Origin of the sequence: Pseudonocardia sp. T1-2H (genome assembly GCF_038039215.1) — a bacterium.
Classification (GTDB): domain Bacteria; phylum Actinomycetota; class Actinomycetes; order Mycobacteriales; family Pseudonocardiaceae; genus Pseudonocardia.
Genome location: NZ_JBBPCL010000001.1, coordinates 2622194 through 2634480 on the forward strand (window position 1 = coordinate 2622194; position 12287 = coordinate 2634480).

The 12287-nt window shown below is 71.7% G+C and carries 11 protein-coding genes; 5 read left to right on the plus strand and 6 right to left on the minus strand.

Annotation, left to right across the window (positions count from 1 at the left end; translation table 11 throughout):
* Positions 1–38: 38 nt before the first annotated feature.
* Genes WBK50_RS13155 through WBK50_RS13165 form a run of 3 tightly spaced genes read right to left on the minus strand, consistent with a single transcriptional unit; the run spans position 39 to position 2856 of the window.
* Complete coding sequence (locus WBK50_RS13155) at positions 39–1199, minus strand: acyl-CoA dehydrogenase family protein (protein WP_341335881.1); 1161 nt, start codon at positions 1197–1199, stop codon at positions 39–41.
* On the minus strand, positions 1196–1687 hold the full coding sequence (locus WBK50_RS13160; protein WP_341335882.1) for a MaoC family dehydratase: 492 nt from the start codon (positions 1685–1687) through the stop codon (positions 1196–1198). The genes WBK50_RS13155 and WBK50_RS13160 overlap by 4 nt, the downstream gene beginning before the upstream one ends.
* Positions 1684–2856: a CaiB/BaiF CoA transferase family protein gene (locus WBK50_RS13165; protein WP_341335883.1), complete on the minus strand. Its 1173-nt coding sequence runs from the start codon at positions 2854–2856 to the stop codon at positions 1684–1686. Before WBK50_RS13165 ends, WBK50_RS13160 begins: the two co-directional genes overlap by 4 nt.
* A 121-nt stretch (positions 2857–2977) precedes the next feature.
* Here WBK50_RS13165 and WBK50_RS13170 point away from each other — a divergent pair, with 121 nt between their 5' ends.
* Complete coding sequence (locus WBK50_RS13170; RefSeq protein WP_341335884.1) at positions 2978–3793, plus strand: IclR family transcriptional regulator; 816 nt, start codon at positions 2978–2980, stop codon at positions 3791–3793.
* A gap of 519 nt (positions 3794–4312) precedes the next feature.
* The gene (locus tag WBK50_RS13175) at positions 4313–5830 is read left to right on the plus strand and encodes an acetyl-CoA hydrolase/transferase family protein (protein WP_341335885.1); all 1518 of its coding nucleotides are present in this window, start codon (positions 4313–4315) and stop codon (positions 5828–5830) included.
* Between the two features lie 136 nt (positions 5831–5966).
* Here the strand turns inward: WBK50_RS13175 and sbnA are convergent, their stop codons facing one another.
* Positions 5967–6953, minus strand: coding sequence for a 2,3-diaminopropionate biosynthesis protein SbnA (gene sbnA, locus WBK50_RS13180; RefSeq protein WP_341335886.1), 987 nt, complete (start codon positions 6951–6953; stop codon positions 5967–5969).
* Positions 6954–7285: 332 nt separating this feature from the next.
* On the opposite strand from sbnA, the gene WBK50_RS13185 reads away from it, so the two are divergent.
* Complete coding sequence (locus WBK50_RS13185; RefSeq protein ID WP_341335887.1) at positions 7286–8059, plus strand: serine hydrolase domain-containing protein; 774 nt, start codon at positions 7286–7288, stop codon at positions 8057–8059.
* A 410-nt stretch (positions 8060–8469) separates the two neighbouring features.
* Positions 8470–9123, plus strand: a complete 654-nt coding sequence (locus WBK50_RS13190; protein ID WP_341335888.1) for a helix-turn-helix domain-containing protein — start codon at positions 8470–8472, stop codon at positions 9121–9123.
* Positions 9124–9453: 330 nt separating this feature from the next.
* Here WBK50_RS13190 and WBK50_RS13195 read toward each other — a convergent pair whose 3' ends face one another.
* Positions 9454–10443 carry an AraC-like ligand-binding domain-containing protein gene (locus WBK50_RS13195; protein WP_341335889.1) on the minus strand — a complete coding sequence of 330 codons (990 nt, stop codon included), beginning with the start codon at positions 10441–10443 and terminating at the stop codon, positions 9454–9456.
* A gap of 46 nt (positions 10444–10489) precedes the next feature.
* Positions 10490–10858 (minus strand): thiamine pyrophosphate-dependent enzyme, encoded by a 369-nt coding sequence (locus WBK50_RS13200; protein WP_341335890.1) that lies wholly within the window; start codon positions 10856–10858, stop codon positions 10490–10492.
* Positions 10859–11076: 218 nt separating this feature from the next.
* On the opposite strand from WBK50_RS13200, the gene WBK50_RS13205 reads away from it, so the two are divergent.
* Entirely contained in the window at positions 11077–12258 is a 1182-nt protein-coding gene (locus WBK50_RS13205) for a right-handed parallel beta-helix repeat-containing protein (protein ID WP_341335891.1), read from the plus strand.
* The last annotated feature ends 29 nt before the right edge of the window (positions 12259–12287 follow it).

Here is a 12287-nt window from a genome sequence, read left to right on the forward strand (position 1 = left end):
GGATCTCCTCCACGCGTCGTCGGGTGGGGTCGGTGTGGTCAGAACGAGCGCGGCATCCCCAGGACGTGCTCGCCCACATAGGACAGGATCAGGTTCGTCGAGACGGGGGCCACCTGGTAGAGCCGCGTCTCGCGGAACTTGCGCTCGATGTCGTACTCGGCGGTGAAGCCGTAGCCGCCGTGGGTCTGCAGCGCCACGTCGGCCGCCTCCCAGGACGCGTCGGCCGCGAGCAGCTTGGCCATGTTGGCCTCCGCCCCGCAGGGCTGCCCGGCGTCGAACAGGTCGGCGGCCTTCCAGCGCATCAGGTCCGCGGCCTCGACGTGCACGTGAGCGCGGGCGATGGGGAACTGCACGCCCTGGTTGCGCCCGATCGGCCGGTCGAAGACCACCCGCTCCGAGGCGTAGCGCGACGCCCGCTCCACGAACCAGCGGCCGTCGCCGATGCACTCGGCCGCGACGAGGATCCGCTCGGCGTTCATGCCGTCCAGGACGTAGCGGAAACCCCGGCCCTCCTCGCCGATCAGCGCGTCGGCCGGGACGTGGACGTCGGTGAGGAAGACCTCGTTCGTCTCGTGGTTCACCATCGTCCGCAAGGGACGGAGCTCGACGCCCTCGACCTGGCGCAGGTCGATGAGGAACAGCGAGAGGCCGTCGGACTTGCGCTGTACCTGGTCGCGCGGGGTGGTGCGGGCGAGCAGCAGCATCAGGTCGGAGTGCTGCACGCGGGAGATGAAGACCTTCTGGCCGTTGATCACGTACCCGTCGTCGGTGCGGACGGCGGTGGTGCGGATGCTGGTGGTGTCGGTGCCGGCGGTGGGTTCGGTGACCCCGAAGGCCTGCAGCCGCAGGGCACCCGAGGCGATGTCGGGCAGGTAGCGCCGCTTCTGCTCCTCGCTGCCGTGGCGCAGCACCGATCCCATCGTGTAGAGCTGCGCGTGCACCGGCCCGGCGTTGGCCCCGTTGGCGTTGATGCCCTCGAGCAGCACCGAGGCGTCGCCCAGGCCCAGGCCCAGGCCGCCGTACTCCTCGGGGACGAGAGCGCCGAGGCAACCGGTGCGGGTGAGCGCGTCGACGAACTCCTCGGGGTAGCGGCGCGCCTCGTCGACCTCGCGCCAGTAGGCGTCGGGGTAGTCGGCGCAGATCCGGTCGATGAGCCCGCGCAGGTCCCGGCGCAGATCGGTGCCGGCGGCGACCGTCACGACGCCTGCTCCGCCCGCGGGCCGTGCCCGCGCTTGTAGACCAGCAGGGTGCGGGTGAACTCGATGACGACCTCACCGGTCTGCTTCAGCCCGGTCGTCGAGACGGTGACGACGCCCAGCCCGGGCCGCGACGCGGACTCGCGCACGGCCTGCACCCTCGACCGCGAGCGGATCGTGTCGCCCTCGAAGACGGGGTGGGGGAGCGTGACCTTCTCCCAGCCCAGGTTGGCGAAGACGTTCTGCGACACGTCGGTGACGCTCTGCCCGGCGACGAGCGACAGCGTCAACGCGGAGTTCACCAGCGGCTTCCCGAACTCGGTGCGCGCGGCGTACTCGTGGTCGAAGTGCAGCGGCGCGGTGTTCTGGGTGAGCAGGGTGAACCAGATGTTGTCGGTGGTGGTGATCGTGCGCCCGAGCGGGTGCTCGTACACGTCGCCCACCACGAAGTCCTCGTAGAACCGGCCCCGCCAGCCCGTGTGCGTCGTCATCGGTGTCCTTCCTCAAGGTGCAGCTCGGCGAGCACGGCGGCGGTGTGCTCGCCGAGGCCGGGAACGGCGCCGTTCTCGGCGACGCGATCGCCGGGAGCACCGGTGGGACGCAGGGTGCGCACCGGGCCGCCGGGCGTGCCCGTGTCCAGCCAGCGGTCGGCGGGGGCGAGCTCGGGGTGGTCCGCGAGGTCGGCGAGCTGGGTCAGCCGGCCCCAGGCGATGCCGGCCGCGTCGAGGCGCGCCATGAGGACCTCGCCCGGATGCCGGGCGGCAGCGGCGGCCAGGACCGCGTCGAGCTCGGCGCGGTGCGCGACACGCAGGGAGTTCGAGCAGAACCGCGGATCGGTGGCGAGGGTCGCGTCGTCGAGCACCTCGGTGCACAGCCGCACCCACTCGCGCTCGTTCTGCACCGCGATCATGACCGACCGACCGTCCGCGGCGATGATCGCGCCGTAGGGCGCGATCGTCGGATGCGCGGTGCCCATCGGCACGGGCGCGACGCCGGAGTGCCGCGTGTAGTAGAGCGGGTAGGCCATCCACTCGGTGAGCGCGCCGAACAGCGACACGTCGACGGGCAGCGCCTCGCCGGTGCGGTCGCGGTGGCGCAGCGCGGCGAGGACCCCGCTGTAGGCGTGGCAACCGGCCGCGATGTCGGCGATCGAGATGCCGACCTTGGCCGGGGCGCCCGCCGCCCCGGTCAGCGACATCAGCCCGGCCTCGGCCTGGATCAGCGCGTCGTAGGCCTTCTTCGTCCGCGACGGCCCGCCCGGCGGGTAGCCGGCCACGGTGCAGACGACGAGCTGCGGGTGCCGCGGGGCCAGCACGGCGGCGGTGAGCCCGAGCCGCTCCAGCGCGGCCGGGGCCAGGTTCGCCACCAGCACGTCGGCGCGGGCGAGCAGCCGGTCCAGCACCTCCCGGCCGACCGGGTCCTTGACGTCGAGCTGCACCGACTCCTTGCCCCGGTTCAGCCACACGAAGGCGCTGGACTCGCCTTCCACGACGGTGTCGTAGCCACGCGCGAAGTCCCCGCCGTCGGGTCGCTCGACCTTGATCACACGGGCTCCGAGGTCGGCGAGCCGGCGGGTGGCGAACGGCGCCGCGACCGCCTGTTCGAGGGCGACGACGGTGACGCCGTCCAGCGGGAGCGCGCTCCGGCGCGGAGCGGTCATCGCGCGAGCCCCACGTCTCCGCCCTCCGATTGTGCCGTGTCACGGCACGCGTTCCGCCTTACGGACCAATGTTGTGCCACGATGAGTGATCTGCTTCACGACTGTCAAGGGGAGGCCGGCAATGGCCGCACCGCCGTCGGACGCCGGGATGCGCGTCGTGCTCACCGCGCTGCGGGTGCTGGAGGTGGTCTCCGAGCTGCAGCCGGTGGGGGTCTCGGCGATCGCCCGCGCCACCGGGATCCCGAAGAGCACGGTGCAGCGCTGCCTGGTCACGCTGCGCCAGGCAGGGTGGCTCACCGCGGCCTCCGGTGAGGCCGGACGCTGGGCGCTCACCGGCAGGGCGCTCAGGACCGGGCTACGCGGTTCTACCGAGAAGGGCCTGCGCGAGGCCGCGCTGGCCGTGATCCAGGACCTGCGCGACGAGACCCGCGAGACGATCCACCTCAGCGGTTTCGGGGCGGAGCACGCCCTCGCGCCCGGCGCGGAGCCGGACGCCGAGTCGGCACTGGTCGTGATCGACCGTTTGGACAGCCCGGAACCGGTGCGGACGTGGGTGAGGCTGGGCACCCGGGTGTCGCTGCACGCGAGCTGCAGCGGCCGGGCGGTGCTCTCCCGGCTGTCCGACGACGAGGTCGACCGGTTGCTCGCCGGGCCGCTGGAGCGCTACTCCGAGACGACCATCGTCGATCGCGACGCGCTGGCCGCCGAGCTGCGGCGCGTGCGCGAGAGCGGCTACGCCACCGCGGACCGCAGCTGGCGTGCCGGGGTCGGGGCGGTGGCGTCCGCGGTGCTCGACGCCGACGGCCGGCCCGTCGGCGCTATCGCGGTGTCGGTGCCGGCACAGCGGTTCGGCGCGGAGCGGGCGGCGGACCTCGGTCCGCTCGTGGTCGCGGCCGCGGAGCGCGTCGGTGCCGCGCTGCGCGGCGAGGGCCGCTAGCGGGTGCTCCCGGTGCTCCAGCCGCACCGCCTCCAGGCCGCGATCGGCGTCACCCCCACCGCCTACCGCGCCCCCTTCGGACTCGTCACCGCGGATCTCACCGCCGGTGGCTGATCCGCACCGAGACCGTCGGACACAGGCCGTGTCCGAGCCGGGTGGCCGGGAACCCGGTCGCGCCGGGACCTCCGTCCGTGTGGGGCGGCGAGAGGACGGCGTGGAGTTCCTGGCGGGCGCCGCGCTGACAGGACGAACACGCTGCCGCGGCGCCGGTGCCGGTGGGCCGGGTACAGGCGCGCATAATGCTCGGGGAACCTCCCGAGGTACGGCGGAGGCGCAGACCGGCGGGCCGACCGTCAGGTGCCGGGCCGGCCGTCGAGCGGGCACAGATCATGCCGTGCGTTCCGCCTCGGGGGAGAAGCTGTGCCGGATCGCGGTGTGGCCGCTAGCAACGAGTAGGTAGGTGCGTGTGTCGTGCAGTCCTCGGGAGGTACCCCCACCCCGACGAGACTGGAAGGACCGATGGGCTCCAGGACCCGTATCGCGAACCGCGACCTGAGGCGGAAGGTGATGTCGGCCGAGGCGGCCGCGGCGCTGATCCCGGCCGGCTCCAACGTGGGGATGAGCGGCTTCACCGGTGCCGGCTACCCCAAGGCGGTACCGCTGGCACTGGCCCGCCGGATCGCCGAGGCGAACGCCGCGGGCACCGGGTTCCGCGTCGGTGTGTGGACCGGGGCGTCGACCGCCCCTGAGCTCGACGGCGCGCTCGCCGAGGCCGACGGGATCGAGCTGCGGTTGCCCTACCAGTCCGATCCGGTGAGCCGGCAGAAGATCAACTCAGGGCACATGGAGTGCATCGACGTGCACCTGTCCCACGTCGCACAGATGGTGTGGCAGGGCTTCCTGGGCCACCTGGCGACGGCCGTCGTGGAGATCAGCGGCATCACCGAGGACGGCCGGTTGGTGCCCTCGTCGTCGATCGGCAACAACAAGACGTGGCTCGACCAGGCCGACCAGGTCATCCTCGAGGTGAACTCCTGGCAGAGCGCCGAACTCGAAGGCATGCACGACATCTACTACGGCACCGCGCTGCCGCCCGATCGCCGACCGATCCCGCTCACCCGCGCGGGCGACCGGATCGGCGTGCCGTACCTGGACTGCCCGCCGGAGAAGGTGGTGGCCGTCGTCGAGACCCACGCGCCCGACCGCAACTCGCCGTTCAAGGAGGCGGACGAGGCGTCGAAGCGGATCGCCGGGCACCTCCTCGACTTCCTCCAGCACGAGGTCGGGCACGGCCGGCTCCCCGCGAACCTGCTCCCGATCCAGTCGGGTGTCGGGAACATCGCCAACGCCGTGCTGGACGGCCTCGACGCCGGGCCGTTCGAGGATCTGACGGCGTACACCGAGGTGATCCAGGACGGCATGCTCGGCATGCTGCGCTCCGGAAAGCTGAGCGTCGCCTCGGCCACCGCCTTCTCGCTCAGCCCCGACGCCGCCGAGGACTTCAACGCGAACATCTCGGCGTACCGGGACCGGATCATCCTGCGCCCCCAGGAGATCAGCAACCACCCGGAGCTCGTGCGCCGGCTCGGCGTCCTGGCGATGAACGGCATCATCGAGGCCGACCTCTACGGCAACGTCAACAGCACACACCTCATGGGAAGTCGCATCCAGAACGGCATCGGCGGATCCGGCGACTTCGCCCGCAACGCCTACATCTCGTTCTTCATGACGCCGTCGACCGCCAAGGACGGCGCCATCTCCAGCATCGTCCCGATGGTCTCGCACGTCGATCACACCGAGCACGACGTGCACGTCGTGGTGACCGAGCAGGGACTGGCCGACCTGCGCGGCCTCGCACCGCGGCACCGGGCCCGGCAGATCATCGACCACTGCGCGCATCCGGACTACCGCCCGATGCTCGAGGACTACCACCAGCGAGCGCTCACCGGCTCTCCCGGCAAGCACACCCCGCACCTGATCGACGAGGCGCTCAGCTGGCACACGCGGTACCTGGGCGACGGCACGATGAAGCCCTGACGACCGCGCACGCCGGCCGGCCGCTGAGGGAAGGCCGCCGAGGGCGGCGACGAGCGGCGGCCGGGCGCGCAGTAGCGCTGCTCCGGCTCCGGGGCTGCGCGGTCCGATCCCGGGGTCCATCTCGACGAGGGGTGGGTCAGGCTGCGAGCGCAACGGTGGTCGTCCGGTCCGCGTCGAGCACGTCCTCGCCGTAGAGGTCCTCGACCCAGTGCGACTGGTAGATCGTGTCCAGGTAGCGCTCGCCCAGGTCGGGGGCGATGGCGACCGCGGTCATGTCGGGCGTGCCGTGCTGGGCCAGCCAGCGCTCCGCGCCGCTGACGACGGTGCCGGTGGAGCCGCCGAACAGGAATCCGATCCGGGCCAGACGCTGGCAGGTGCGGATGGTGTCGGCCTCCTCGACGTGGATCACTTCGTCGACGAAGGACTCGTCGAGCATCGGGGGGCGGACGCCGCTGCCCAGGCCGGGGATCATCCGGCGGGCCGCGGGGGTTCCGAAGCTGACCGAGCCGACGCTGTCCACCGCGACGATGCGCACGGAGGGGTGGTGGGCCTTGAAGTAGCGTGCGCAGCCCATCAGGGTTCCGGTGGTCCCGGCGCCGACGAACAGCACGTCGATCTCCGGGAACTGGCGGGCGATCTCCGGGCCGGTGGTGTCGAAGTGGGCCTTCCAGCTGTTCGGGTTGGAGTACTGGTTGAGCCACACGTACCGCTCGTCGGAGGCACACAGCTCGCGGACGTGGTTGAGCCGCGCGCCGAGCAGGCCTTCGTGCGGGTCCGGCTCGGTGATGACGTGCACCTCGCTGCCCAGCGCCTCGATCAGTCGCCGGGTGGCCAGGTTGCAGCGGGAGTCGGTCACACAGACGAACTTGTAGCCCTTGGCCGCGGCGATCATGGCCAGCGCCACGCCCAGGTTGCCCGACGACGACTCGACCAGGAACGAGCCCGGGCGCAGGGTTCCGTCCTGCTCGGCGGCCTCGACCATCGCGGACGCGGCCTTCAGCTTGACCGACCCGGCGAAGTTCAAGCCCTCGCACTTGAGGAAGAGCTTGCTTCCGATGACGGACTCGACGTCGACGTAGAGGTCGTCGGTGTTGAAGTCCTGGGGGCTGGTGATGATCGCCATGGTGACCGCCTCGTTTCGCTCTCTGCGTCTGGCGACAACGGTGGTCGTTCGGGCGCTCCGGCTCCATGGTGTGCGCACCCGAGCCGGCGGAGCCGGCCCCCGAGTGCGGGTAGGGACCTCCCCCGGGGCTCGGTCGGGCGCCCCCGCCGTCGGCCGGGGCCCGCCCTCGCCGGTGACCATCGAGATCCCGGTCGCGCGGTGGGCCCGGCGAGTTTCCCCACGTCGGACGTTCGAGTGCCACACTGCTCGGGTCACCCGGAAGGGGTTCCTGGCGGAGACGCGCAGCGGCATCCGGGGTGCAAGGGGGGCCGGCGATTGCTGCGGAGGAGCGGGTGGGGCCCGGCCTCGGGTCTGCGGGGCGTCGTGGCGGCCCTGTCCGTGCTGGCCGCCGGTGCTGTCCGCTGCCCGCAGGGCCGTCGCCGCAGGTCCTCGCCGCCCCCGCCACCACCGACATGCACTTCCGCAACGGCGCCGTCGCCTTCGCCTACCTCGGCACGCTGCTCATGCTGTACGTCGACGAGCAGAAGGTCACCCTCGACGGCCCGATCGACCGCTGGCTGCCGGAACTACCCGGCGCCCATTCGGTCACGCTCAAGATGTTGGCCAACCAGACGTCGGGGTACCCGGACTTCGAGACGGACCCGAAGTGGGAGACCGCGTTCAACGCGGACCCCTTCCACCTCTGGACCTACGAGGAGCGGCTCCGGTACGCGTTCGAGCGCCCGGTGCAGTTCCCGCCGGGGACGAACTGGAGCTACTCGCACACCAACTTCATGGTGCTGGGCGCGATCCTGGCGAGGATCGGCGGGAAGCCGCAGGACGTGCTCCTGCGTGAGAAGGTGCTCGACCCGATGGGGCTGCGCGACACGGTGCAGATGCAGACCTCCGAGATCCCGGAGCCGGTCCTGCACTCCTACAGCTCCGAGCGCCGGGTCGCGCTCGGTATCCCGGCGAGGGTCGGTTCTCGGAGGAGCCGACCTACTTCAACGCCCAGTGGGGCACACCGATCGGGGCGAACCAGACGACGACCATCGGGGACCTCGCCACGACCGCGACGGGTGTGGGTAGCGGTTCCCTCCTGTCGAAGCCCGCCTACGAGTCGATGACCGCGCCCTTCGGCCTCGGCATCATCCGCTCCGGGAACAACGAGTCGCCGGCGTTCGGCTCGACCCCCTGGCCGTCGACCCTGCGTGAAGCAGGAGGGCTCGCAAACCGGCTCCTTGCGCCCGAAGCCGAGCAGGTTCGGCGATCGGGGCGGTGGTGGCGCCCCATGACCCGCCCCCGCCGCTGCCGCCGCTCTAGCGAGTGTCCTGAGCCGGACCGCGAGCACCCGCCCTCTCGCCGCAGCCACATCGAGCCGGGCCGGCCTGCGCCTGAGCCCCCGTCCGAGCTCGGCTGAGCGACCTCCGTCGGGCCCGGTCGAAGACAGGCGACCGGCGAAGCGCCATCATCAAGATCTTCACAGGCGTGGAACGGATGGTCCCGACCGCGCACCTGACGTAAGGACTGGCTCACGGTGGTGGCAGCAGGTGAGGATCAACAGCGCGGCGACGATGCACGGGCGCGCGCGGCTCGGACGAAGCGGACCCGGACGCGCGCGGCACTGATCGCGGCGGCGGACGCGGCGTTCAGCGCTCGGGGGTGGGCCGCCACCCGGGTGGAGGACATCGCGACCGAGGCGGGGGTGAGCGCGGCGACGGCGTACAACCACTTCCCGACCAAGCACGTCCTCATCGGGGTCGTGTTCGCCCCGCACGTCGCGACACTGCTCGTCCAGGCCGACCGCGACATCGCCCGAGAGCGCCCCGTCCTGGAGGCGTTGAGCGACCAGATCGACGCCCTCGCCCGGTTGAGCTACTACCACCGCGGGCTCACCGCGGCCTTCACCGCCGCGGTACTCGAGTACACGATCCGCACCGAACGCACCCCGGATCCGGCCGACGACCTGGACCCCCGGAACGTCGTGCCGATGATCGCCCCGCTGTTGCGTCTGGTCAGCTACGGCCAGGAGTCCGGGCAGCTGCGCGCGGACCCGTCGGCGTCGGAGATCAGCAGCGCCGTGGTCAATCTGCTGCTCGTCCGCAGCCTCAACCACAAGGACGAGCCGGCGGAGACGACGGCCGAGCTGCTGCGGACGCTGCTGTTCCGGACGATGACGCCTCCTTCCTGAGGGTGATCGCGCCCACGCACCGACCGGCTCTCGAGGGCAAGCCCGCTCCCGCCTGCTCAGATCGGACACGATCCCGCGCGATACGTACACAACCTCGCCGTACGGCGAGGTTCACTCGAAGAGGAATACCCACGCCTTTCCGCCCGCGCTCGCAGGGGACGCCGACATCGGCGTGTACCTGCTCGCAGGCGCCTCCGGCGGAGTGCACTGATCCTCCGCCTCTCGACGGTCCGCTCCCCGCGACCCGACGCGCCAGGGGCAACGATGCCCCCGGCGCGTCGCAGTTGTCCTCGCTGGCCCGCGCGCCGTGCCGGGCGGTGAGGTCCACCCCTACGCGGCCCGCGACCGGATCCGGGAGTGCCGGAGGGTTTCCGAGGGTGGGATGCCGTAGTTCGCCCGGTAGGCGAGGGAGAATCGGCCGGGATGGGCGAAGCCGCAGCGCAGCGCGACCTGCGAGACGGTGACCGCGGTGGGATCCGCGCGGACGAGCGCGTCGTGGGCGCGAGCCAGACGCAGCTCCTGCAGGTAGCTCATCGGGGTGGTGCCCAGATGCCTTCGGAACGCCTCCTGCAGCGACCGGACGCTGACCAGGGCGATGCGGGCGAGCTCGGCGACCGTGAACGGGTGGTCCGGTGTCGCTTCCATCGCCTCGACGGCCCGCTTGACCGGACCGGGACCCCAGGAGCGGACCGGGGCTGCGAGGGCATCGCGGTAGGGATGCTCGACCGAGAACAGCAGACCGCGCAGGAGCGCCTCCTGCATCGGAGCGGCCGTGACGTCGTGGCTCAACAGTCCGCCCGGGGAGGTGGGCTCCGCGGCGATGAGCCGGACCAGGCGGGCCCAGCTCCGGCCGGCACCGTCCCCGATCTCCAGGTTCGGGGCCAGCTCCAGTGGCCGCCGTACCGAGCGCCCGAGCTGGTGCTCCAAGGCGTCCTCCAGCGCCCCGCGCTCGATCCTGACCGCGAAGGACCGGTAGTCGTCGCTGGTCCGCATGGCGATGTCGCCGATCGGTCGGAACACCGCCGCTCGCGTCGGGCCCACCTCGAACGAGGCGCCCCGGTGCTCGACGTCCATGTGTCCCGCGGCGGGGAAGTTGACGTAGTAGCAGGTCTCGAGGTCCGACATGCCGATCTGCATGCCGGCGGTGTAGAAGCAGTCGCCCACGCTGAGCGATCCGCGCGCCACACCGGAGAAGCGGAACTCGTACGGACGTCCTCGTCCGACCAGGTCCAGTGAGGTGTCGAAGTAGTTCGACCTGATGGCGTCCCGCGCGCCGTCCAGGTCCGACTCGTGGAACGAGAAGATCTCCGTACCTGCCATATCGACGACCTCGTATCAGGGTGGAACCTCGGCATCCCGTCAGCGCTCAGTTCTCCTGTTCGCGCTGGCGGCGCAGCTGGGCAGCGGCTCTGTCGCCGTCGGGCTCCTGGCGCAGCGCGGCGAGCATCTGCTCGACCTCCTCCTCGGGCTGCAGCGGCGCCAGCAGCGGGGTGTCGCGGTCGACGATCGCTTCGACGAGGAAGGGTCGGTCTGCGGCCAGGGCCTGCCGCCAGGCCTCGCCGATCCGGCCGGGCTCGTCGACGCGGGCTGCACCCAGGCCGAGCAGCTCGGCGTAGCGGGCGTAGGGGGAGGGCGGGACCTCCTGCGAGACGGGGTAGCGGGGGTCGCCCTCCCTCTCGCGTTGCTCCCAGGAGACCTCGGCCAGGTCGCCGTTGTGCAGGTGCAGGGGGGTCATGCGGGCCTCCTGAAGGGAACGTCAGGACGGGCGACCGGCCGCGTCGGTGGTAGGTCCGCGGGTACCCCTGACCGCGCCCGTCAAGCGCCGCTCCTCGATGACGCCCTGTCATCCGGGGGACGGGTCGATCCGGGCCCATCCCGGTGACCTGCCCGGGGATGACCATGCGGGGCCCGGGTACCTGGACGGGACATCCGGTGAGGTCGAGGAGGACCCAGGTGAGCGCGAGGTCGGTCTATGACGCGAGGGAGCACGGCCTGGTGGGGGACGGCGTCACCAACGACCAGCCCGCCCTCGCCGCGCTGGTCGACCGGCTCGGGGACGCGTACGCCGGGGACGGCCGACCGCGGATGATCGTGGTGCCGCCGGGGGACTACTGCATCCGGGACGTCGCCACGGTCTGGCGCTCGGGCGTCTCGCTGGTCGGCGCGGGTATGCAGGCGACCCGCTTCCTGCTCGCCAACCCCGGTGCCCCCGGGACGCCGACCCCGCTGATGTGGTTCACCGCCCTCCAGCACGGCGCGGGGCCGGACAACCACCTGGCCGACTGCGTCTTCGCCTCCTTCGAGGTCGACGGCTCGGGGATGGAGTTGGACGAGTACGACCCGCTGGCCAAGGGCCTGGGCCTGCAGTACGTGCTGCGCGGCCGCTTCCGGGACATCTACGTCCACGACACCCCGGCGACGGGGTTCGGCTGCGACTTCCTGCAGGACACCGTGGTCGACGCCGTCCTGGCCGAGCGGTGCGGACGGCTCGACACCGGTGAGGAGCCGGGCGGGGCGGGGATCGGCATCGGCATCGGCGGCTGGGGGGCCACCGAACGGCTGACCGTCACCGCGTGCACGGCCCGGGGCAACGGCACCAACGGGATATTCGTCGAGCTGCAGCGGGAGGAGTGGCCGCCGCCGAGGGGCATCCGGATCACCGCCTGCCACGTGGAGGACAACCGCTTCGGGATCTCCGACTGGGGTGCCGACGGGCTCGTCGTGACCGGCTGCACGATGATCGGCAACCACGAGGCCGGGTTCGACATCTCGGCCCAGGGCACCTCCTCGACCGCCGGCCGGGGCGGCATGGTGGTCAACTGCGTCATCGACGGCAACCTCCGCGACGGCGTCGGCATCGGCAACACACCGGGTCCGTACACGATCAGCGGCAGCCGGATCAGCGCCAACGGGCGGTACGGCTACTGGGAGCACCACTTCGGTGGGGGCTACTCCGGCCCGGTGGTCGACCTGGTCCTCGACGGGAACTCCATCCACGACAACGGACTGGACGGCATCCGCGTCGATGCCGGGATCGATCATTCGGCGTTCACCCGCAACCGGATCCGCAACAACGGCCGGCGGGCCGCGCCGGCGACGTCGGGGGTGGGTCCGGTGTCTCCTACGGTGACCTGAGGCTGACCGACGAGACCGCCGAGTGGCGC